22 protein-coding genes are annotated in these 23,869 nt (G+C 47.0%); 17 read left to right on the forward strand and 5 right to left on the reverse strand.

Annotated features, from left to right (window positions below; all coding sequences use genetic code 11):
- The first annotated feature begins 280 nt into the window (after nt 1-280).
- From CVV44_02030 to CVV44_02060, 7 genes are all read left to right on the forward strand, one after another.
- Nucleotides 281-640, forward strand: coding sequence for a hypothetical protein (locus CVV44_02030; GenBank protein PKL40904.1), 360 nt, complete (start codon nt 281-283; stop codon nt 638-640).
- On the forward strand, nt 637-912 hold the full coding sequence (locus tag CVV44_02035) for a transcriptional regulator (protein ID PKL40403.1): 276 nt from the start codon (nt 637-639) through the stop codon (nt 910-912). Before CVV44_02030 ends, CVV44_02035 begins: the two co-directional genes overlap by 4 nt.
- 20 nt (nt 913-932) lie before the next feature.
- Nucleotides 933-1,166: a hypothetical protein gene (locus CVV44_02040; GenBank protein ID PKL40404.1), complete on the forward strand. Its 234-nt coding sequence runs from the start codon at nt 933-935 to the stop codon at nt 1,164-1,166.
- A 370-nt stretch (nt 1,167-1,536) separates the two neighbouring features.
- On the forward strand, nt 1,537-2,868 hold the full coding sequence (locus tag CVV44_02045) for a DNA (cytosine-5-)-methyltransferase (protein ID PKL40405.1): 1,332 nt from the start codon (nt 1,537-1,539) through the stop codon (nt 2,866-2,868).
- Between the two features lie 18 nt (nt 2,869-2,886).
- The gene (locus CVV44_02050; protein PKL40406.1) at nt 2,887-4,440 is read left to right on the forward strand and encodes an ATP-binding protein; all 1,554 of its coding nucleotides are present in this window, start codon (nt 2,887-2,889) and stop codon (nt 4,438-4,440) included.
- Nucleotides 4,441-4,458: 18 nt separating this feature from the next.
- On the forward strand, nt 4,459-6,693 hold the full coding sequence (locus tag CVV44_02055) for an alpha-1,4 polygalactosaminidase (GenBank protein PKL40407.1): 2,235 nt from the start codon (nt 4,459-4,461) through the stop codon (nt 6,691-6,693).
- Complete coding sequence (locus CVV44_02060) at nt 6,683-7,678, forward strand: hypothetical protein (GenBank protein PKL40408.1); 996 nt, start codon at nt 6,683-6,685, stop codon at nt 7,676-7,678. Before CVV44_02055 ends, CVV44_02060 begins: the two co-directional genes overlap by 11 nt.
- A gap of 42 nt (nt 7,679-7,720) precedes the next feature.
- Here CVV44_02060 and CVV44_02065 read toward each other — a convergent pair whose 3' ends face one another.
- Nucleotides 7,721-8,515, reverse strand: coding sequence for a hypothetical protein (locus tag CVV44_02065; protein PKL40409.1), 795 nt, complete (start codon nt 8,513-8,515; stop codon nt 7,721-7,723).
- A complete protein-coding gene (gene rsmG, locus CVV44_02070) occupies nt 8,454-9,932 on the reverse strand; it encodes a 16S rRNA (guanine(527)-N(7))-methyltransferase RsmG (protein ID PKL40410.1) in 1,479 nt (492 codons plus the stop codon). Before rsmG ends, CVV44_02065 begins: the two co-directional genes overlap by 62 nt.
- Before the next feature lie 405 nt (nt 9,933-10,337).
- On the opposite strand from rsmG, the gene CVV44_02075 reads away from it, so the two are divergent.
- From CVV44_02075 to CVV44_02090, 4 genes are all read left to right on the forward strand, one after another.
- A complete protein-coding gene (locus CVV44_02075; GenBank protein ID PKL40411.1) occupies nt 10,338-10,532 on the forward strand; it encodes a hypothetical protein in 195 nt (64 codons plus the stop codon).
- Between the two features lie 138 nt (nt 10,533-10,670).
- Entirely contained in the window at nt 10,671-12,686 is a 2,016-nt protein-coding gene (locus CVV44_02080; GenBank protein ID PKL40412.1) for a hypothetical protein, read from the forward strand.
- Between the two features lie 13 nt (nt 12,687-12,699).
- The gene (locus tag CVV44_02085) at nt 12,700-13,326 is read left to right on the forward strand and encodes a hypothetical protein (GenBank protein PKL40413.1); all 627 of its coding nucleotides are present in this window, start codon (nt 12,700-12,702) and stop codon (nt 13,324-13,326) included.
- Nucleotides 13,327-13,333: 7 nt separating this feature from the next.
- Nucleotides 13,334-13,951, forward strand: a complete 618-nt coding sequence (locus CVV44_02090) for a hypothetical protein (GenBank protein PKL40414.1) — start codon at nt 13,334-13,336, stop codon at nt 13,949-13,951.
- A 259-nt stretch (nt 13,952-14,210) separates the two neighbouring features.
- Here CVV44_02090 and CVV44_02095 read toward each other — a convergent pair whose 3' ends face one another.
- Nucleotides 14,211-14,927, reverse strand: a complete 717-nt coding sequence (locus CVV44_02095; protein ID PKL40415.1) for a hypothetical protein — start codon at nt 14,925-14,927, stop codon at nt 14,211-14,213.
- Between the two features lie 288 nt (nt 14,928-15,215).
- Here CVV44_02095 and CVV44_02100 point away from each other — a divergent pair, with 288 nt between their 5' ends.
- The 5 genes from CVV44_02100 to CVV44_02120 all read left to right on the forward strand — a co-directional run bounded on the left by CVV44_02100 (nt 15,216) and on the right by CVV44_02120 (nt 19,529).
- Complete coding sequence (locus tag CVV44_02100) at nt 15,216-16,046, forward strand: hypothetical protein (protein PKL40416.1); 831 nt, start codon at nt 15,216-15,218, stop codon at nt 16,044-16,046.
- A gap of 102 nt (nt 16,047-16,148) precedes the next feature.
- Nucleotides 16,149-16,538, forward strand: a complete 390-nt coding sequence (locus CVV44_02105; protein PKL40417.1) for a zinc/iron-chelating domain-containing protein — start codon at nt 16,149-16,151, stop codon at nt 16,536-16,538.
- Nucleotides 16,539-16,570: 32 nt separating this feature from the next.
- Nucleotides 16,571-17,668: a hypothetical protein gene (locus CVV44_02110; GenBank protein PKL40418.1), complete on the forward strand. Its 1,098-nt coding sequence runs from the start codon at nt 16,571-16,573 to the stop codon at nt 17,666-17,668.
- A 1-nt stretch (nt 17,669) separates the two neighbouring features.
- Nucleotides 17,670-18,746 (forward strand): hypothetical protein, encoded by a 1,077-nt coding sequence (locus CVV44_02115; protein ID PKL40419.1) that lies wholly within the window; start codon nt 17,670-17,672, stop codon nt 18,744-18,746.
- A 312-nt stretch (nt 18,747-19,058) separates the two neighbouring features.
- A complete protein-coding gene (locus CVV44_02120) occupies nt 19,059-19,529 on the forward strand; it encodes a hypothetical protein (GenBank protein PKL40420.1) in 471 nt (156 codons plus the stop codon).
- A gap of 114 nt (nt 19,530-19,643) precedes the next feature.
- On the opposite strand, the gene CVV44_02125 is transcribed toward CVV44_02120, so the two are convergent.
- Nucleotides 19,644-20,774 (reverse strand): hypothetical protein, encoded by a 1,131-nt coding sequence (locus CVV44_02125; protein PKL40421.1) that lies wholly within the window; start codon nt 20,772-20,774, stop codon nt 19,644-19,646.
- A gap of 266 nt (nt 20,775-21,040) precedes the next feature.
- The gene (locus CVV44_02130; GenBank protein PKL40422.1) at nt 21,041-21,829 is read right to left on the reverse strand and encodes a hypothetical protein; all 789 of its coding nucleotides are present in this window, start codon (nt 21,827-21,829) and stop codon (nt 21,041-21,043) included.
- A gap of 295 nt (nt 21,830-22,124) precedes the next feature.
- Between CVV44_02130 and CVV44_02135 the strand changes: the two genes are divergently transcribed.
- Entirely contained in the window at nt 22,125-23,864 is a 1,740-nt protein-coding gene (locus CVV44_02135) for a hypothetical protein (protein PKL40423.1), read from the forward strand.
- The last annotated feature ends 5 nt before the right edge of the window (nt 23,865-23,869 follow it).

Raw genomic sequence — 23,869 nt, forward strand, 5'->3', positions numbered from 1 at the left:
CAAGGCGTTCGGACATCCTTGTCCTCACTTTTCGGTTGCTGATTGTCATATCCAAATATTATGAGTTTATGTCAAGACTTCCCCTCGCCTGTGGGAGAGGGGGCCGGGGGGTGAGGTCGCATGGTTTCATCACCGCATGACTATTTCCATTATCAATTCAAAATCCTGAAAAAAATATCACCATTTCCCGCTGGTTCGTTCGTGTTATATGCAGGGGCCGGGGCGGCGTCCGGGTCATGATTTGGAAAAAGGGTTGACTGGAGTTCACATGCGTGCTAACATGAAAAATAGTAAGAGAAGCATACTTTTCTACAGAACCGCCGAAGGGAAGTGCCCCGTGGAAGATTTTCTCGATTCTCTGCCGGGAAAGGCTGCGCAGAAAATCACCTGGGTTCTTGGCATATTGGAAAATCAGGGAGTGCTTCCGGCGATGTATTTTAAAAAGCTTGTCAATACCGATATCTGGGAATGCCGTGTTCAGTACAGTTCCAACGTGTATCGTCTGTTATGCTTTTTCGACAGGGGATCAATAATAATTTTAACCCATGGGTTCATTAAAAAGACGCAAAAAACACCCGGTGATGAGATTAAAAGGGCTGAGGAATACAGGAATGATTATCTGCGAAGGAGACACGTATGAGTGATCTGAAAAAATACATACACAAAAGAAAGGCGAAAGATCCTGATTTTGCCCGGGGATATGACGAGGGATTTGAGGAATTTAAAATCGGACTGGTTCTTCGCCGGGAACGTGAAAAGAGCGGCTTAACCCAGGAAGAGCTGGCTCAAAAGATCCGGACGACGAAGAGCGCTATCTCCCGCATCGAGAATCATGCCGAGGATATCAAGCTGTCGACCTTGATGAAGGTTGCCGAGGCGCTGGGGAAGAGGGTTACTATACGATTGGTTTGAGTCCGCTTGGGCGGGGGGTTGTGGCCGGGATCTCCGGCCGGGTGATTAATGTTCCGGTTTCCCGGAACCTGGGAGTTCGGCAGAATCCCTCTGCCGGGTGGGATGTCCCGGGGGGGCCGGGACAGGCCCTTTGCAGAAGGGGCGCGAGCGCGGCGCCCCTCCTGCACCACCCCCGCGTCGCCTCAAACGCCTCGGACATCCTTGTCCTCACTTTCTATGGTGAAGTTTTTTACATGAATCTTTTTGAACATTGAACTTGGAACTTTTAACCAATCTTTTTCCTTAGCGGCACTTCCCACGTCGTGTGGGTCGACCGCAGCCACCGAGTTCATACCTCCCTGGACTCGCTTACTGTATGTGGGGGATGTTGGGCAGGAATCTTCTTTGAACCTTGAAACTTATTCTTTAACCCATACTCGCCCCGATTCTCTGAGCCGGAATGCATTCCTTTTGCCAAAACTACTATATAGTGGTTGACATTTAGAGATTGTATTTATATTCCGTAACTGAATAATTTTTGATTTTGATTATAATAAATAATTGCTTTTAGAAAATAAAAATTATGAATAAATAACAACCTTTTTCTTTTAAGTAATAATATTAGCAATTTGGAGGTCTTTTCTTTTGAGGTTTATCGACTTGTTTGCTGGGCTTGGTGGATTCCATATAGCTCTTAAGAGATTGGGACACGAATGTGTTTTTGCGTCCGAAATAAATGAGCATTTACGCGAATTATATAAAATAAATTTTAATATTTTGCCTGATGGAGATATTAGGAAAGTTAAACTAAAAGATATTCCACAACATGATATTTTATGTGCAGGATTTCCTTGCCAGCCGTTCTCAAAAGCAGGCGAACAATTGGGACGATCTTGTACTCAGTGGGGAGATTTGTTTGACTATGTTATCAGAATATTAAAAGTTCACCACCCCAAATATTTTATTTTAGAAAATGTACCTAATTTACTTAAACATAATAATGGATTAACTTGGATCCAAATGAAAAATGAATTAATAAATATTGGGTATCAAGTTAGTGAAAATAAATTATCTCCTCATAAATTTGGAATTCCTCAAATCAGAGAGAGAGTTTATATTGTTGGATCAACTGATAAACTAGATCTATTTAAATGGCCTGAAGAGAATAGTAATTTTGAAAATGAAACAATCAATTCCCTTTTGGAAAAAAAACCAAAAGACGCGAAACCTTTATCTCGGCAAGTAATTAATTGTTTGAATACTTGGCAGGATTTTATAAATAAATATCCATCAAATATTGAACTCCCATCCTTTCCTATTTGGTCAATGGAATTCGGAGCAGATTATCCTTATGAGAAAGATACTCCGCATTCAATTGGCTTACAACGTCTTGGAAAATTTAAAGGAAGTTATGGTATTGCATTAAATAATTATCAAAAGAAGCAAAGAATGGATGGACTGCCTTCATATGCAAAGACCCAGGAAAATGCTTTCCCCATATGGAAGATTAACTTTATAAAACAGAATAGAACAATATATGAAAAGAATAAAAAATGGATCAAACCCTGGATTCCCAAAATCCAAGAATTTCCACCAAGCCTACAAAAATTAGAATGGAACTGCAAAGGCGAAGAGAGGGATATTTGGAAATATATAATACAGTTTAGAGCATCTGGCGTAAGAGTGAAGAGGCCAACAACCTCCCCATCCTTAATTGCAATGACAACAACACAAGTTCCAATAATATCGTGGGAGCGAAGATATATGACACCACGAGAATGCGCAAATTTACAAAGTCTTGGTGAATTAAAACATCTGCCTCAAGCAATGACCATCTCATTTAAAGCATTAGGAAATGCAGTTAACGTTGATGTTGTCTACCTTATTCTTTCTAATTTATTAAAAACTAATGATAATATTGTACGGATAAAGAATAACACCTTTTCAAATAAATTAATCATTATTGGTAATATTTAATCCTAAATAAAAATTGTAATGAAGATAAAGAGTTCAAATAAAATTAATATACGACCTGGTGTAAGTATTCTATCAGTTTTACCGCATCTTAATTATAAACCATGGTTTGCACTGGCAGAATTTGTTGATAATTCGATTCAAAGTTTTTACGATTATTATGATGAAATAGTTAAGGTTGAGAAATGTGATTTTAAACTCAGAGTTGATATTGAAATTGATCTCTTGGACGAAGGAAGAATAATAATTCGTGATAATGCTGCTGGGATTCACGAAAAAGATTTTGCAAGAGCATTTAGACCAGCAGAAATTCCTCCCGATAGAAGCGGTTTATGTGAATTTGGGATGGGGATGAAAAGTGCTTCATGTTGGTTCTCTCCAATTTGGACGGTAAGAACTTCAGCGCTTGGTGAGCCCTACGAAAAGACGGTTCAATTTGATATCGAAAAAATTGTCAGTGATGAGATCGAGGAATTAGATGTAATTATTAAAACAGTTGATGCAAATTTACACTACACTACAATAACATTGGAGAATCTTTATCGCAAACCTCAAGGCCGAACAATATCTAAAATTAAAGATCATTTGAGAGATATATATAGAGTTTTCACTAGAGAAAAAAAGCTTCAGTTATTCTTTTATAATGAACCAATTCAATATATTAATCCTGAAATATTAATTGCTCCCTATTACAAGAATCTTAAAGGAAAATCTATTGAATGGCGAAAAGAAATAAATTTTGATTTTGGCCTAGGATTAAAAGCATATGGTTTTGCGGCAATTCGGAAAAAGGCAAGTACTTCAGAAGCAGGTTTTGCATTATTTAGAAGAAATAGACTTATACAAGGAAGTGCCGATGAGGGTTATAGACCAGAATATATTTTTGGTAAGCCAAATTCATTTATTTTTCAGAGGGTATTTGGTGAAATTCATCTTGAAGGTTTTGAGGTAAGCCATACAAAAGATGGCTTCCAGTGGGATGAGAATGAGGTAACTTTTTTAGCGTTACTGAAAGAGAGTTTAGGCACAGAAGAGTTCCCTCTTCTGCAGCAAGCGAGAGAATATCGTGTAGATAGAAAACCTAGTGATTATCAAAAAGGTGCACAAGCAGCCGTATTAAGGACTGCTCGTGCTATAGAAGAAAATGCTCCTCAAGTAATGGAAGCACTTGTTAATGATAAAGATAAGGTAATTATTCTGCCAGAAGAGTTAGAAACTAACACACAAGTAACAGAAAAATCTATTGATATAGAATTGAGTGGGAATAAATGGACTATTATTATTGAACTTACTCATGATCCCTCAGTCGGAGATTGGTTACAAATAAGTGATCAATCTTCTTCCTCAAATTTGGGAGAGAGCAGGGGCAGGAAAATAAGTTTAAGATTATCTTTGTCGCATCCCTTTATGGAGCGTTTTTCAGGTCCTGATTGTGATGAAATAGAACCAATTTTAAGAATAGCTGCTGCCCTTGGTCTAAGTGAAGTGATTGCAAGAGAGAGTGGTGTGAGAAAGGCTGGAACAATTAGGAGAAATGTCAACGAATTACTAAGAAATGCATTATGGCAAACATAATTTGAATAAGGGGGTTTAATGAATCATACTAATGATGATCAATTGGAAGAAGTTGAAATTGTAAGTAATGTTAGCAATAATTGGAATCCTATAGTAGGTGAAGAAACAATTGCATTACTAAATCATTTGCCTATAAATGAAAGAAGTCGTATTGTCGTCAGAAATGAGGCAGTTTCAATTTTATCCAAATGCATTTCGCCATTAGATACAGAAGGCCAGCAAACTGGTTTGGTTTTAGGTTATGTTCAAAGTGGGAAAACATTATCTTTTACAACTGTTGCTACTTTGGCAAGAGATAATGGTTTTCCAATAATAATTTTAATTGCTGGGATTTCTAATCCACTCACCACTCAATCAAGAGATCGTCTCCACAGAGATCTTCGACTTGAGGTAAGGGATGATAGAGTATGGAGGCATTTACATAACCCAGATATTCAGAATCGTGCTCAAGATCAAATAAATAATATTATTGAAGAATGGCGTGATCCGTCAGTCCCTCTCAAAGAACGCACTACTTTGTTAATAACCACAATGAAGAATCATAGACGTCTTGCAAATCTCAGAGAAGTGTTTATGTGTGTCGATCTCCGAAAAATACCGGTATTAATTTTTGATGATGAGGCAGATCAGGCAGGATTAAATAATCTTATTAAGCAGGGTGAAGAAAGTACAACATATACAAGATTAAGAGAACTAAAGGAAATAATCCCACATCATACTTTTTTGCAATATACTGCTACACCACAAGGTCCTCTTCTTATTAATTTAATAGATATTCTATCACCTGGTTTTGCAAATACTCTAACGCCCGGTGATGATTATACAGGAGGTAGAGACTTTTTTATAAATAATCAGCATCTGTTAAGGGAAATTCCATTCAATGAAATCCCGACAAATGATAATCCAATTCATGAACCTCCTGAAAGTCTATTAGCTGCATTGCGAGTATTTTTTCTCGGTTTAGCTTCAACTCAACTCAGGCATATGGGGCATGGTAATAGGTCGATGATGGTTCATCCTTCGCATAAAACCGATCCGCATCAACAATATTATGATTGGATTATCAATATAATAAACAACTGGAAAACAATATTAGCTAATAAAGATGACCCAGATTATAACGATCTAAAAGAAGAGTTCAGATTGGCATATGATGATTTAGCTAGCACTATTGATAGCTTAGAAGAGTTTGATTCTTTATATTCAATCATACATCGAGTTATAAGAAGAACAGAAATAATAATAATAAATGCTCGTAGAGGGCGTACTCCAGAGATAGATTGGCGAGGTGCCTTTTCTCATATTCTAGTAGGCGGTCAAGCCCTAGATCGTGGTTTTACTATTGAAGGTTTAACAGTTACTTATATGCCTAGAGGAGTGGGTGGGCGCCAAGCAGATACAATACAGCAGCGTGCAAGATTTTTTGGTTATAAAAGATCTTATTTAGGATATTGTCGGATTTATATTGAAAGGGAACTAAATATTGCTTTCACTCGATACGTGCAGCACGAGGAAGATATTAGAGATAGATTGATTGAATACGAAAATCGACCACTTAGAGATTTAAGGAGGGCATTTTTAATACCACAAGGCTTTAAAGCAACAAGGGATAGTATAATCGATGTTGATTATACTATCCTTAGATTCAATAATGAATGGTTTTATCCACAAGCTCCTCAGGATTCAATAGAGTCAATTATAGAAAATAGAAATACAGTTTTTAATTTTATTAAGTCAATATCCCTTTCTCAGGATGATGGCCATCCAGACAGAACCCCATATCAAAGACATTTATTTTCTGATACAATTTCTCTCAAGCATCTTTATGAAAATCTTTTATTGGATTTAAGGTTTACTCGGCTATCAGATGCACAAAATTTTCTTGCTATAATAATCCTGTTGAGAAATTTTTTGGAAAACAGTTTTTCGGATGAGGAATGTTCTGTCTATTATATGAGTCAAGGAATCAATAGAGAAAGAAAATTAGATGCCAAAGGTGAATTAGTCAACCTGTTTCAAGGAGCCTATCCTGTAAATCCCAAAGAAATCAGAGGAAGTATTTATGCAGGGGACAGATATATCCACTCTAATGATAATATTACAGTTCAAATTCATATGTTAAATATACTTGATAACGATAAAAAATTGATATACGATAATCCTGTAGCTAATATTGCAATTTTCTTACCCGAACGTCTTAAGACTAATGTATTGATACAGAATCAAGGTGGAATCGATTCTGATGAAGAGTAAGCTTGAGGATTTATTTAATCAGCTAACTTCAAAAAGTATCTCATCTTCTAAGGAAGTAGTATTCTTTGCTTTAAAAATCCCTGGTTATACAGATAGACATATCGGTAAAGATTCCAACAATCAGCCTGCTATTCTTATTTCTACAAAGAATATTAAAACATACCCTGCAAATCAAATTATGGAAAACCTTAGAATCGAGCATGGATTGAAAGTTAAAATTGTAGAATCAAATAATAGCTATTCAGAGGGAATTTATTCTATTATTCAGTGTACATCAAATGATATCGAAATAAAGAGGTATTTTCTTCGAGTTATAGATTCTATTATACATACACTTCCTGAAACAGTATCATCTCGAGATATTTCGATAATTATTGATAGACTTACTTGTCTGTTCCTATCACTTAAACAGCCAGCACGGAAATCTATCCTTGGCTTATGGTCTGAATTGTTTATAATTGTGAGTTCAATAAATAGTATTTTTATGCTACAATCTTGGCATAACGATCCTTATGAAACATATGATTTTAGCTGTGATCTTTCACGATTAGAAGTGAAAAGTTCTTCTAAAACACGATGTCATTATTTTTCTTTTCAACAAGTTTATCCACCTGATAATATAGATTTAATTATTGCTTCAGTTATAGTTAAAGAATCATCTAGTGGATTATCATTATTGGATTTATGGGATAATGCTAAAGAAATTGCTGGAGATGATTTTGAATTAAGATCCAAAGTAGATAGAATATGTACTGAATCGCTTGGAACAGATTTTCAAAAAAATTTATTTAAATGCTTTGATTTAAATATTGCAAAAAGTTCACTTATCTTTTATCATATAAGTGAAATACCTAAAGTTCCAAGGGAAATACCAGCAGGAGTCAGTGAGATTACATTTAAGTCGGACTTAAGTTTTACTCATAAGTTAGATCGAATAGTAACAATTAAAAATACAATTTTTAATGCTTATTATGGAAATGATTAACAATAAAAATAAACAGTAAGGGTTCCTTGTTCCGGCCATCTCTCACCCCTTAAAAAACCCCTCATTAATAACCACAATAAACGGCAGGTTCCTGAAGTCGTCGGCTGTGTCTATGCCGTACCCGGCGATCCACTGGTCTTCGATGATGAAGCCGCGGTAATCCACCGTGAGGTTGTCGCGGAGGAGTTTTACTTTCTCTGTGGGATTGGCCAGGCGCTTGTCCAGGAGGCTGCATATTTTCACGGAATTGACGCGGCGCTCGTTGCGGAGATAGTTCAGCATCCAGGTCAAGGTGAAGCCCTGGTCCGTGATGTCCTCCATGATGAGGACGTCCTTGCCTTCCACGTCCTGGGGTTCCATGAGGAGGCGGACAGCCCGGTATTCCTCGCCGCTTCCCTTGATGGATGAGTCGTAGACGCTGGTTTTGATCAGGTTGAAGCGGGCGTGAATATTTCCTTCTGAAAAAATGTCGCGGCAGATGTCCGAGGCGAAGATGACGCCTCCCGTGAGCACCACGAGAACCTCCAGGTGTTTGGCCGGGGCGTAGTCTCTGACGATCTGCCTGGCCAGGGCCCGGTTCCGGGCCGCGATGCACTGGGCCGGGATGAGCAGGCTTTCTATGCGCTCGTCGGCTTCCACGATTTCATGGAGGCGGGCCCGTTCGCCCGTGCTTATGGTTGCGTCGAGTACGCCGGAGCGCGGCACCTCAATGACGTTGTTGTAATCGCTTTCGTTGAGAATGAGCTGGCTCATAGGGACGCTCCCGTATTTAAATTTACCGGACGGGCTTCTGCCGCATCCATTCATAGAGTGCAATGGCCGCTGCCATGGAGGCATTGAGGGAATCGATGCCGCTGCCCAGGGGTATGGACACGCTGCCGCTTTTCAGGTTTTCCGGCAGGCCCGGTCCCTCGATGCCGGGCAGGAGATAAAAGGTCTCGGGGAACGTGAAGGTGCGTATGTCCGTTCCGCCGCTGTCCAGGGTGATGAGGGGGGCGTCGAGGCCCGTTTCGTCCAGGTCGTAGAGGGAAGGGCCGCGCTTTAAGGGTGCCTGGAACACGGTCCCGGATGAAGAGCGCAGGCATCGGGGGTTCCAGGGATGGGCAGCCTCGCGGGTGATGATAATATTTGCCACGCCCAGTCCCACGGCGCTCCGGATTACGGCGCCGACGTTCTGCGGGTCCTGGAAGGGTATGATGAGATTGCAGCCCTTTTCGGCTTTGCCGTCCCATTCGGGCAGCTCGGGCATGCGGGCCGCCAGGAGGGGGCCCCGGGTTGTGAAGGTATCGAGCTCGTTGTAGAGTCCTTTTTTCATGATGAGGAGACGGCGCGTAGCGGCGTATTCGTCGCAGGCGCGGTTTATGGCGGTGTCATATTCCACGTAGCCGTCGTGGATGATGAGCCAGTCCTTTTCTATTGACGGGTTTTCCAGGGCCTCGACGATGATTTTCTTTCCCGACAGGATCAGGGCGCCCTGTTTCTTCATGCCGGCAGCCGAGGTGAGCTTTTTCAGTTCCTTGTAGGTCTTGTTGTCGGGCGAGCTGATGGCCTGGCCCAGGGCCGTGTCCTCGTGCTTTGATATGACGTAGGTCCGCGTCAGGGTGGAGCGCTTTTTCCGGAAGAGAAGTATCCGTCGGGCGTATTCCGTGCCCGGCAGGGTGTAGGGAATGTTCTCCGCCGCCTCGTACTCGTCGCGGTTCGCGGGTGACAGGGCTTCCAGGTCCGTGCCGGCCTCGGGGCCCTTCATGAGGATCACCGTACCGTCGGCGGGGAGGAAGTGGGCCACGCGCGTCAGGGTCTCGTCGGCCGATTCCAGGGCCCGGGTGATGACGCCCGTCACGGGAAAGAAGGACTTGTCCGTCACCAGGTGGCCGTATATCTCCACGCCCTCGAGGCCCAGCTCCTTCACGGCCATTTCCATGAAGGTTACGCGTTTGTGACGGGGCTCGGCCAGGATAATATGCAGGCCCGGCAGGTAGATCTTCAGGGGCAGGCCGGGAAAACCGGCGCCCGTGCCGATGTCCACGAGGGAACCGGGCATTTCAACGAAGCGCGTGAAGTAGATGGAATCGATGAAGTGCTTCACGATAATATCGTCGAAGGTGCGCAGGCGCGTCAGGTCCATCTCGTCGTTGTGGCGCACCAGGAGGTCGTGCAGCAGGGCGAACTGCTCCGCCTGGCGCGGGGTGAGTTCAATCCCGGCCTTCTTGAAATACGAATTCATTTTTTGTATGTTATGCTGGTCCATTGTCATCCACGGGTAAAAAGTTTTAACGGCAGAGCGTGACTATATCCCCTGTACCGCCTCCCTGTCAAGGCGTATACTGGTTAAAATGTTACATGAAACAAATTTTAATTCCCTGCCGGATTGATTGACCAGTGTCCTTTATGTAAAGCCCCCTCCGGGGGCGGCGACGTAATATTTATATAAAGCAGCCGGTTTATACGCCGGGGGCCTTGTCAGCCCGTTGTTCTTCCCTGAGTTCATTCTTTGCCCCGCTGCATTCTTCAAAAGTCCCCCTCTGGGGGATTTAGGGGGCTTCCCTGTATAAGACAGCATTTAACGTTATAGGAATGCAAAAAATCAATTGACGCCAATTGTTTTATCGACCAATCTGCTTTTCCGTGTTACATTCATATTGAGTCAGGACTTGATGCCATGAGCGAAGAAAAACCACATATACGAATCGGGGAGTTCCTGGTGAAGGGCGGCAATATTACCCAGTGGCAGCTGGAACTTGCCCTGGAGGATCAGAAAAGAAACGGCGGCCTCCTGGGTGAAATCCTCATACGCCTGGGCTACCTGGAAAATGATGAGCTCATCAAGGCCCTGACGGAGCGCGTCAACGACTAGGGCCATTACTGCGGCCTCTTCAATATATCCCCGGTAAAAACCCGTTATCTTCCAATTTACTATTGACATGCTTTCCGGGATCGGTGAGCATGGACAGACTGAGCGGACGCTCATTACTATTTCTTCCCGGAGGCAGCCATGTCCTTACTTCCCCTGAACAGGAAAGTCCTGGTGAGAATTCCCTATCATCAGGCACTGAAACCGAAAAAACATGATTCCCTTCTGGCCGGCGCTGCACAGGCCGATATCACGCCGCCCCCGGGCATGCCCATGGCCGGTTTTTCCACCTTTTCAAGCTTCAGCCGGGGCGTGCGCACCACCCTGAAGGCCAGGGTCTTTTACCTGAAGGCACCGGGCGAGCGGGGTATCGCCCTCATACAGTGCGATCTTCTCTCGGGCAGCCTGGCGGTCCATCACCGCGTTGCCGAACTCGTGGCGCCGGAAACGGACCTGGATACGGGAGGCATTGTGCTGGCGGGAACGCACACCCATTCGGGGCCCGGCAATATCTTCGAAAATCATTTCTATAATAAAATGGCATCAAATGCGGCGGGATATGATGCTGCCTGCGCCGAATTCATTTCACGGCAGATCGCCCGTGCCGTTATAGAGGCATATAAGGGACGCAAAAAGGCGAAGATCGCCACGGGCTCCACGGAGCTCTACGGTGTCACGAAAAACCGCAGTTTCCCGGCCTATGCCCTGAACCGTGAAACGGAAAGCGAAGAGAGCAGGCAGGATATGTACCGCGCCGTGAATCCTCACCTGCACATGATACGGGTGGACTGCCTGGACCGTAGCGGCACATACCGGCCCCTGGGGGCCTTCACGAGCTTTTCCATTCATCCCAACACGAATCCATCCCTGCTGGGCCGCCTCTACAACGGCGATATAACGGGATTTGTCGAACGGATGGTGGAGCGGGAAATAAAGGAACGGTACGGCACGGCCTGGCATCCCCTCCTGGCAGCGGCAAACCAGACCCACGGTGACTGCAACGCAAATTTCTCCGAGGACTACGACGAAAATTTCCTCGACCAGAAGAGGCTCGCCCGGGAGATAGCCCGGGCCACCATGACTCTCTTTCGGTCCCTGGACCGCAGGCTGAAGAGCACGGTCCCGGTGCTGTACCGGGCGCGGCGCCTGGACCTTCTCCGCGAGGGAAGCGTTGACAATATAACCATTGCAAAACATCCCGCGCCGGGATACGCCTCGGTAGGCGGGGCCCAGGGCAGGGGAAGGCGGACTCCCTTCAGTTTCATTCCGCCCTTCAGGCCCGGCATGCCGAAAAAATCCGGTGCGGGCGAGCAGGGGCACAAGCGCGTGGCCCTGGGACTCCTGGGACGGCTCCTTTTTAAAACACGTCATTATCCCCGTCTTTACCTGGCCCAGGTTATCCGCGTCGGCGATTTTCTCATGATACCACTTCCCTGGGAGGTGACCTTCGAGATGGGGCGCCGCATCGCCCGGCAGGCCCGGGAATCGGCAGAAAAGGCCGGTATGAAGGGACTGGGGCGGGCCTTTGTCATTGACACGGCCAACGGTTATTGCGGCTACGTGAATACGCCCGAGGAATATTCCCTCCAGTACTACGAGGGGGCCAGCAATCTCTACGGTCCTGACACGGGCCTCTTTATCGCCGTCCATGCGGGACGACTGGCCGTTGAGATGGCCGAAAAGGGCTCCGGCAGCCACATCCCGCCGTCCCTGAGGCTGAAGCTCTATAGCGGATCGTATTATCCCCGGGCTGTTCCGCCGCGGGGGCAGAGAAAGGCCGTACTGGAACCGGTACGGTGCGCCAGGCCTGAGGGAAAGGAATCGTACTTTCGTTTTCGCTGGCGCGACGCGGCTCCCGGCATGATCAATCTCAGCGAAACCCTGGTGCGGGTCGAGGTGAAGGGGAAAAAGGATACCTGGTCCACGCATGTCGTGGAGGGCATCGCCGTGGACAGCCAGGGCATGGACCTGTCTGTGGTTCTCGTGAGGAATTATTCACTGCGGGCCATGGCGGTTTACGAGGCACGCTGGCTCAGTCCCGCCGGTGACGGCCTGTACCGCTTTGCTATCGCCCCCCGCGGGCCCTTCGCGGAATTGTATTCCGATGAATTTACCCTGGAGCAGGGCACGCCTATTGAATCAAAGACAGTTAAATAAAAAGGAGCAGGATATGAAGAAGCCCGTATTGATCTTATTTTTTCTCATGATTGCCGTGAGCGCCGGAACAGCGGCCGCGCCCGATTTCGGTGCCGACGGCCTGAAGGGACTCTCGCCGGAACAGAGAAAGGGACTCGCCGCAGGAGAGATCATCTTTTCCACCGATGATTCCGGGACCGAAACCAAAGAGGCCCTTGTTCAGGCAGCCGTCATTTTCGATAAAACACCGAAGGAGGTCTGGAATCTCCTGTATCACACCGAGGACCAGATCAAATACCTTGAGGAGATCGATGAACTGAAAATCATCAAGAAGGAAAAACTGAAGGACTGCATTGAATTCAAGCTGAAGGTTGCCTGGATTTCCGTGGTATACCGTGTCATCCATCGGTTCGAAGCGGAGAATTTATACTTTTACTGGACCATGGACAGGTCCTTTAAAAATGACCTCCAGGATCTCAAGGGTTTCTGGCGTCTCTATTCTTATGGTAACGGGAAAACCCTGGCCCGGTACGGCAGCAATGTTTCGGTGAAGAACGTTCCCTCTTTCATCGAATCCATGTTCAAGAAGAACGGCGTACGCAAGGCCCTCACGGCCGTGAGAAACTATATCAATTCCGGCGGGACCTGGCGGAAAAAGTAGTGCGCCCATGGAACGGGGAATAAATATATGCCGCCCGGGATACGGCGCCTCATGTGCCCTGTGCTGCGGCAGCCACAACTATGACGCTTCCCCCGGCGATATCGCCACCCTCATGTACCGGCGGCGCAAGGCCTTCCGGTACTACAGCAGGGATTATATCATCAAAACAATACAGTCGAGCCGCAGCGACCTCACGGGCTCCTATTATTACCGTGAGCGCAAGCACCCCTTTACCCTGACCCTGGACCCGCTCTTCGACGGCTGCCTCCAGTGCCCCTATGTCACCTTCATCGACGACAACGAGGCCCTGGGATGTTTCCTGTACCCGGAAAACGGCGGCGACCGGAACCGTGACTGTTACAACGTCTACCGGAGCAAGAACTTCACCTGCCCGGCCAGGGAATCTCTTTCAGAAAATGAAATTCTCTACGCCGCGTGTCTCACCGGGGACTGGTTCTATTACAGCATACTGATCCACGCCGCACCGCTGCTGCAGGCCATCATGGAAAAGTATCCCCGGCCCGATGAAGTCGATACTACGGCCCTGGAACGACTCAAACAGGACCTGTGGGACAGAATCCGGAGTGACAAATCATTGCATGGTATTCATACATATTTTGGTTAGGGTTATTTTTACCATTAAAGATATAATCACGAAGACAGGATGTCTGAGTGAATGGGCTGCGTGTGAGGACAAGCCAGGAGGGCATCCGCAACACGCATTGCGAGGATTTGCTGTATGAAAAAATTCCAAGCCTCCGCCGGCGTTTGAGGCGGCGCGGGGGTGGTGCAGGAGGGGTGATGCGCCACACCCCTCCTGCATGCACATAGTCCCGGATCCGGGACATGAGGAAATATGAAAGGGGATACCCTTTGAGATATCCTTATTGCGCTACCGGCGCCCCGTAAATAAACGCCACCTTCTCGGCGTCGCCCGTGCTCACATAGAAGGCCCGGGTGTACTCCTCGCCGCTCACGTAATCGAAGCTGCGCAGGCCAAAGGCCTTGTTTCCCTGGGTACGGGTATAGTGCATTACCGATGCCGTGTCATACATGAAATCCTCTTCGGTGATCAGGGTGCTGTCCAGCTTTTCATACTGGCTCATGGCCTCCGGCGCTATATTCTCCCAGTGGACCGTGATGTAGAGGTCCCGGTCGGGCCGCTGATGCTCCTTCAAAAGACCCAGGATATGTCCCAGGAGATGAACATAGTGGCGCTGATACAGCTTCGACTCCGTGGGGATGGCCAGGCGGGGATTCTTTGCATATCCCACGGTGGTTTCAGCCTGGCCGTCGGTATAGTTGATAATCAGTGTTGATTCGGGACGGTCTTCCCGGCCCGTGTAATCGATGAATTCAATGTTGCAGTACTGGGCCCATTCCTCCATGGCCAGCTTCAGGTAATCCAGGTCTCGTTCTGGCAGGGTTGCCTCTACTGCATAGGGGATTTTGCCGTCGGGCCAGGCCTTTACTTCCACCTGGCGTGCAGCGTTCCTGCTGTCGCCATCCTCAGCGCCGGTTTGATCATAGCAGCCGATCAGGAGCCCTGTCAGGGTAAAAAAGACCAGTGATGTGATAATTGTTTTTTTCATAATGACCATCTCCTTGAGAATAATGTTTTCCGTTGATGGTCAGAATGTAGCTAAGAAAGAAAATTTTCTCTTCTCAAATTGTCAGAATGTGTATTTTGCCCATGGTTAAATCTTCATATGCAGTTTTGGTCAGACCGGCGGGACTGGTGATGGGGAACTGTTCCTGTATAAAGCAGGGCTCTGACCCCTTATTTTTAAGAAAAAAAATATATTATTGTTGCGCAGGAAACCATTGGGCTGCTAATTGTACCATTGTGGTGTCATCAGTATAATTAATATACTCAAAGGTTATTATACATGAAGAAAATTTTAGTATATATTGCCGTTCTTCTAATACCCTGTACAGCCTTTTCTGAAACTGATGAAAAGTATCATAGCCTGTCCTTCGGTGTAAACGTATATTATTATGATTACCATGAAAAGCTGCCGGAACCGGCAAAAAGCAATGAAATCGGCTGGCTGCCCGGTTTTCTCATCGATTACAATTACCGGGACAATAATCTTTACATCAGGGCCGCCCTCGATTTTACCTATGCCAAAACCGTCTATGACGGATCATATATGGATATTGCCACGGGCGATATCTTTCCTTATACAGGGAAGACATTAAATCTTTTGCTCAACACGGAAGGCATGATTGGCTATATATTCAAGGGACCCGACACAAAGTCTGCCATAATTCCCTACGGGGGGTTCGGATATCATCTCTGGGTCAGGGCGCTTCAGGGGGAAGGAGGATACAGTGAATATTACAGCTGGAATTATTTTCAGCTCGGTCTTCTAATTGAAGTGAGCCCTGTATCGCCATGGACCGTGGGGATCAATGCGGCATTTAAGATGATGTTCAACGGCAGAATCAGGGTAAACCTTTCCGATATGAGTGATGGATACAATAATCCCGAATCAGACCTGGGTAGTAAACCGGGATGCAGGATAGCCCTGCCGGTAACCTATGCTTTCACCGATACATGGCGGGTATCGTTCAGTCCCTGGTATGAATACTCGGCCATCGGCAGGGGGGATATCTTTGAGATTTATTATAACGGTTCTCTCGATAGTTACGGCTACGAACCTGCCAGCAGAACGCATCAGTATGGGCTGCTTATCATGTCGACCTGGAATTTTTGACCTATTTCCTGCCTGAAAGTATTAATGTTCTATACGAAAAACCGCTTTTTTTTATAATGGCATATAAATCACGCCATTATTGCTCAGAGGACGGTTATATCCATGGATGAATACTACTACAAGGCTCCCTGCCGTGACTGCGGCGGGAAATGCTGCCAATACATTGCCATCGAAATTGACCGGCCCACAACCAAGAAGGGATATGATTTTATCCGCTGGTACCTGCTCCATAAAAATACCAATGTTTTCGTGGATCATGATAGTAAATGGCATGTGGAGTTCAGGACCGAATGCGAGGAACAGGAGTCCCAGGGCCGATGTGAAATTTATGACCGCAGGCCGAAAATTTGCCGGGATCACGGGATCGAGGAAGGAGACTGCGAATATTATGACCTGCCTTACAGCCTTTATTTTACTACCGAGTCGGAATTTATCACATATCTTGAAGGAAAAGGCATAGATTGGCGCTATAGAGAACAGGGAGGATTGTAAAGGTTGGCGGTGAATATTCCGATTAAGTAAGTATGAAAAGAAGGCTTACATTCGGGGTTATTTTAGCGCTCATGCTTCTTGTTCCTGTCATTATACTGGTGTCCTCCATGACGGGAAGCGCCGATGAGCCCACTCCCCGGGAGAATATTGACCTGGAGAACGCTATCATCATCCGTGAACTGCAGATGGATTCCCGGGACCCCCTGAAGGACGAGGACCCCGCCGAGGGCGGGATAATCTATGATGATTCTTTCGATGATTTTCTGTTCAGTAAGGATTTTAAAAACAATAAAAATACTCCCGCCGTTAAAAAGCAGCGAAAGGAAACGCCCGTCAGCGTCATGGAAAACCTCAAAAAGAAGGATGGGCGGTGGCATAGTACTCCCTATACAATCCGGAAAAACGATAATTTATGGATAATCGCCCGTAACTTCGATACGGACCACCGTCTCATAATAAAAGTGAATGGAATACGCAACCCCGACCGGCTGATGTTCGGTAGAGTGATAGATGTGCCCAATCGCAGGGGTTTTTACTACAAGGTAAAAAGGGGCGATACCGTGAGCGGACTGGCACTGCGGTTTAAAATTTCCAGTAGTGATATTACGGCCCAGAACGATATCCGGAAGGGACTCATTCGCCGGGGAGAGAGGCTCTTTATTCCCGACGCTGTTCAGCCTGGACCGGTGCGTGAAAAATCTGAAAACATCGCCGGGAAAACACGGCACTCTTCCGTGACCCGGAGCGGTCTCGCCTTTGCATGGCCCCTGAGGGGTAAAATTACCTCGGGATTCGGCACACGCAGGGACCCCTTTTCCGGGGAAAGAAAGTTCCACTGCGGCATTGATATAAGCGTCAACGAGGGAACGGGTATACGGGCGGCTGCTGACGGGAGGGTCATCTTCAGCGGCTGGAAAGAGGGTTACGGCAATGCGGTCATCGTGCGTCACCGCAACGGGTATATCACCGTGTACGCCCATAACAGTAAAAATATGGCGGAGCTGGACGCCCTGGTGAAAAAGGGGGAGATTATAGCCCTTTCGGGACAGACCGGTGCCGTGACCGGGGCGCACCTCCATTTTGAGATACGGAAATATCTTACTCCTCTTAATCCATTGCGGTTTTTGTAATATGTCGGTAAAAAAAGTCATAATCCATCTGCTATCCATGATTATTGTGCTCTCGGCAATGCGGTCTGCCTCAGCGGCCGATCTCATGAAAGACAAACTCATGACCACCAAGGTTTTTTACTCCCAGACCGATGTCAAGGGATGGAAAGCCGTGATCAGGGGAAAGGCCATGAGCTTCTCCGTGCAGACTGAGCTCGATAAGAACGATCTCCTTGACCGGCTGTGCGACAAGAGCACCATCACGGTACGGCTCTACGGCCGGGAGGGACTGAAGGTGGGCGATGAGCTTTTTGTCGTTAACGGGAAGAACCTGGTAACGGCGCGCATCAAGATAACCAGAATTTACCGGAGCAAGTCTTTCGGGGACATGCTTACGGGAAACGGAAGCTTCCGTCAGTGCGCCGTCAATGACCGGGTGGTACAGAGACTCTCCGATGAATTTTCGCGCTATGCCTATATCAACAAGGCCCGGGGCGATTATTTCGTCGAGAACGGCGAGTCGGGTAAGGCCATTGCGGAATATAAAAAGGCACTGGAACTCGATTCGGGCAATCCCGAGGCCCACCTGTCCCTGGGTTATATTTACCTGAAACAGGGCCTCCTGCAGTTCGCCTTCAGGGAATTTTCCGAGTCTTACAAGAGAATGGGGCGCCTCTATGATAACGAGGACAGGTACCTGCTCCTGCGGGGCCTGGCCGAGATCCGCTTCAGGGAAGTTTACGATTCCTATCTTCCCGAAACGGCGCGGAACAAATACCGGGAAGAGGGAGTGGGATATTGCCGTGAGGCGCTGACGATATATCCCGATTCAATAGATATCAATTATTTCCTGGGCAGATTCCATTTCAAAAAGTCAGCCATGCCTGAACCGGAGGACCGGACGGCCAGGGATTATTTCCTGAAGGTGCTGGAGCAGAATCCCGAGCATGTAGAGGCGAATATTGCCCTGTCGGAACTCTATTTCAAGCATAAGAACAGGGAAAAGGCCCGTTTTTACGCTGAACAGGCTCTGAAAGGGGACCCGGCCAGTGCACGTGCCCGTCAGCTCATGATATATATTGACCGGTATAACCAGTAGCTCCGCTACCCGTATTCTTTTCTGTCATCCTCGTGGTGCCGGTCTCTTTTCGCTTCCCGATGTAATGACTTTCTTTCTATCCTCTCCAGCATGATTCTGTGATATTTAAAGATTAAAGAAAGGATGCCGGGACGGTAAATTTTACTTGTATATTAGAAACAATATGTTAATCTAACCGGATTATTTTTCATTAAAGAAAGCCTGTAATTGCTGAAATAGACGTTTTTATATAGAAAAAGGTCGTAATTCCGATTCCTGCCAATCAATAAGAAGCAGGTTCGTGGATTGACGCCGGGAGTATATCGGTCCATCATGATTGTTACTGTTTTATTACTTCTCCTTGTGTTGTCCTTTACTATACATATAGCCTTTCTTGCATCCTATGTATCGAGCCAGACACCGGAACGGAAGAAGCAGTTTCTCACCGCCTTTCTTGTAACGGGAGCTACGAACATGGGCGTCATGGTGGGCATCATCATCGTGACTATGAAGTATCCCGAACTTATCCAGAAGGTGGACCTGAAGTTTGTGCTGTGGCTTCTTTCGGGCATGGCTTTTATAATTGTTTTTTTTCTGCAGATCCACGTGTTTGTCAATATCTACCGCAGGGCGCAGAACCCGGACTTTTACGATGTTAATTTTTTCGGCAAGAAGGTCTATCGAAAGGGGATCATCAAGCAGAGTGAATTTATCTCGGTTTTCGGCTCTGTGCCCGTATTTCTCCTCATCGGTGCCTATTTTGTAGCCAGGCTGATCAATATGATTCTGTACGGCCACCTGTAAACATTTCCTGTAAATTATTCACCACGGACTACAAAAACCATAAATCCATTCTCCGTGACCTCCGTGTCTCCAGCGAAGGACAGTACACGGGTGGAGAGTTTCCGCTATATCGGCTTACCGGGTAAATCGGCTTATCAGTTCGATATGATGCGTTCCGGGAAACATGTCTATAAAGGTCAGCCTGTCCAGAGTATATCCTTCTTTAATGAAATCCGCCGTGTCGCGGGAGAACGTGGAAGGATTGCAGGAAACATATACCAGGACCGGGGCCTTTATGGCATTGATGGTTTTCCGGGCCTTTTTATCCAGGCCCGCCCTGGGCGGGTCGGCTATGATGGCGCGGGGGCTGTGCCTGCCCGGGTGGATGTCAGCCGCGGCCATGGCCTGGAAGCTGACATTTGTTATCCCGTTAATCTTTGCGTTTTGAACGGCATGGCCGATACTGGACCTGTCCATATCCACACCCGTTCCGCCCAGTGATCTGCGGGCCAGCGCCAGGGTAAAGAAACCCACGCCGCAGCCGATATCGAGGAAGGTATCTTTGTCGGTCAGTCCTGCATAGTCAAGCACCGTGGTCAGCATTTTTCCCCTGAGGAAACGGTTGGCCTGGAAAAAATTCCAGATGTCCCGGGAATATTCCAGTCCCTGCTCCCGTTCCGACATGGTATGGGACTCCTTGTCTGAAAAAAAGATCCTTCCCTCGGCGTCAATGGCCAGCCGGTACCCCGTACCATCACTGGTGTGGTCCATCATGGCCCTGTTCAGGGATTGTTCCAGCAAAAGGCAGCCTTCTCCCTGGAAGGGAATCAGGCTGTTTGTGCCCCGCTCAAAAAAACCTGCCCGGCCCTGGAAAAGTTTTACCGTTCCATGGCTGCGGTAGTGAAAGCGGTCATGATGCATTGTCTCAATGGGGGGTATGTCGGTTCCGGATATCTTGCCAACGCGGGTGAGACTGTCCTCGATGATCATTTTTTTCCAGGCCAGTTCCGATTCGTAACCGGCACACAGGTAGCTGCAGCCGCCGCATTGTGGATACAGGGAGCAGAGGGGAGTAATGCGCAGCGGCGATGGTTGCAGGATTTCAACTATCTCCCCGAAGGAATAGCTTTTGCTTTCCCTGGTTATTGTTACGGCCACTTCCTCGCCGGGAATGGCGTCGGGAACAAAGATAATTTTGCCTTCGATGGCGGCCAGGCAGTATCCGCCGTATACGGGTTTATCCACTGTTACTGTTATAGTATCCATTTATTTTTTACCCGGAAAATGTCTGGTGCGGGAATATGCCAATTCCTGATCATATCACAAATTGATGAGATTTATCCCGCAATTTTGTTGACAATACATGCATAAGATGTAAAAAGAAGTAAATCGGTATAATGTACGGTAATAACGCATAAAATACAAGTATTTGATAATCATGCGTTATTGTCGAATAAATTACATGATATTTCTATTAAAGTACTCAGCATGGTAACGATCTTTTAAAACAGTACATTGTACATCATTGTGCCCTATTCCTGATAGCCCAGCTGGCGTGATACCTCGCGCGATGTATTCTTGACTTCCGCGATTATTTCCTCTCGGCACTGGCCTATATGGACGGCATCGCCGGAAATGGCAAAGGCGGCAATAACCTGACCGGTGAAATTGAAAATGGGCGCCCCGATGCCGGCGAGCCCGATGATGTTCTCTTCATTATCAAAGGCGATGCCGTTATTCCTGACCGTTTCCAGTTCCTGCTTGTACCGGTCGATGTTGCCGATGGAATTCTGTGTCAGGCAATCGAAGGAATAATCGGCGAGAATCTCGTCCCTTTTATCCTTCCGCATATGGGAGAAGAGTATTTTCCCGATACTGCTGGTATGGGCGGGAATGAGTGATCCCGACTGGGGAAAGGTCATGAAGCGTTTGTCCGGCTCAACCCTGAAGATGATGAGCACCTGGCTGCCCACGAGCATGCCCACATTCACGGCTTCCCGATATTTGAAGCAGAGGCGCTCCATCCATACACGGGCCAGGGTCATAATGTCCATGTTTGTCGCGTAGCTCATGCCCAGTTGAAAGAGCTTGGTTCCCAGGCGGTATTTGGCTGAATGGCGGTCCTTTTCCAGAAGCCGCAGTTCCATGAGCGTGGTGACAATTCCCTGTATGGTCGTTTTCGGCAGGTTCAGCTTCTGGGCAAAATCACTGATTCCGAGAGGATTCTTCTCACCGATGAACAGGTCCAGTATTTTTGATGCCCGCTGGATTGACTGTATCATGCGGTGTTCGTGTTTGATTATTTCCGTTTTTTCTGTCATATCATGTACCGGTTGTATTTTACTGCATTAATTTATGAAAAGGCTCTTTTAAATAAGGTTTGTTAAGAAAATAAATCATTAATTAAGGAATTAGTTAATTAAATTAACATCTGTTCATTATTTTATATCACTGTCAAATTCTTTTCTGTTAAGAGTTAATTAGTTGAGAAAATCAAATAATAAGTGTGATATAGGAATGGAACCGGTGTTTTATATAGAGCATCAAGGCCTGAACAGGGCAAATCGGGTTTGATATTTTCCCGTTGCCTGTAAAATAATCCTGCGAGGTAAGCATATGTACGAAAAAAAACCATGGTTGAAGTTTTACGGCGATGTGCCCCATGAAGTCAATTTCCCCAAAATCAGCATGTATGAATCCGTGGCCCTGGCCGTGGCCGATTTTCATGATAGAATAGCCTATGACTTCATGGGTAAAAAGGTCACATACCTGGATTTCAAGAAAGAAATCGACCAGTGCGCCAATGCCCTGGCCGCACTGGGCCTTAAGAAAGGAGACCGGGTGACCATTTCCATGCCCACGTCGCCTCCCGGTATAATCTGTTTCTATGCCGTGAATAAACTGGGCGGCGTAGCCAGCATGATTCATCCCCTGTCCACGGAGAGCGAGATAGAGTTCTACTGCCGGGTGAGCAACAGCCGGTTTGCCCTTACCATGGATATGTGGCTCAATGCCTTCAGGCCGGCGGCCCGCAGAGCCGGGGTTGAAAAGGTTCTCATATGCAGGATGCAGGACTATCTTCCCAAACACCTGGCGAAGCTCTACTGGCTCAAGGCCGGGCGAAAAAATCCTCCCATTCCCAAAGACGATCCCATGATAGTAGACTGGAAGAAATGGGTCATGAAAACGGAACATCCCCTGGCTATGCGGGCCAGCGTGGATACCAATGACCTGGCCGTCATTCTCTACAGCGGCGGCACAACGGGAACACCCAAGGGGATCATGCTCTCCAATTACAATTTTGTTTCCGAGGGACTCATGTGCGCCAACTGGGTTGGGATGAATCCCGAATATTCCGATATCCTGGCCATGCTTCCCATATTCCACGGCTTCGGCCTGGGTGTGTGCGTGAACACCGCCCTGTCCAATGGAGGAAAGAGCATCCTGGTGCCCATGTTCGACGCGGATCTGGCTGCCAAGATGATGAAAAAGAAACCGAACTTTATTATCGGCGTTCCCACTCTCTTTGAAGCGTTGTCAAAAAGTGAAAAATTTAATAAGAGCGATCTTTCTTCCATCTTTGCCTGCTTCAGCGGGGCCGATACTCTGTCCCGTGTCCTGAAGGAGCGCTTTGAAAATATTGTTGAGCGGCAGGGAGGCAAGGGCGTCCGTCTCCTGGAGGGATATGGGCTCACCGAGGCGGTAACGGCCATAATGGCCATGCCGGTGAAGGAGTACCGCGAGGGGAGCATCGGTGTGCCTTTCCCCAACATGCTGGCCAAGATAGTGAAGCGCGGCACGAACGACGAGGCCGCGGCGGGAGAGGAAGGTGAGATCTGCGTTCATGGCCCCGCGGTCATGATGGGCTACCTGGACCTGCCTGAAGAGTCGGAGAAGGTGTTGAAGAAGCACGATGACGGTCTTATATGGCTGCACACCGGTGACATCGCCACCATGGATGAGGATGGCTTTTTCTACTTCAAACTCAGGGAGAAGCGCATGATCAAGTCCTCGGGTATGAACGTGTACCCGGCTCAGGTGGAAGGCCACCTGGCGCGGCACGAAGCCGTGGAGGAGTGCTGCGTCATCGGAGTTCCCGACATGGAACAGGTCGAGAAGGTGAAGGCCTTTGTAGTGCTCAGGAAGGAATTCATTGCCAAGGCCGGTCCGGAACTGGAGAAGGACATCATATCGTTCTGCAGAAAGGACCTCATAAAGTGGAGCTGTCCCCGGGAAGTGGAGTTCGTTGACGAGATACCCAAGACAAAAGTGGGGAAAATCGCTTTCAAGGAACTTGAAGAGAAGGAGATTGAAAAGCTGAAGGCCGAAGGGAAATTTATCGGCATTCATGCCTGATTTTT

It is taken from the genome of Spirochaetae bacterium HGW-Spirochaetae-1, from assembly GCA_002839375.1.
Taxonomy (GTDB): Bacteria; Spirochaetota; UBA4802; order UBA4802; family UBA5550; genus PGXY01.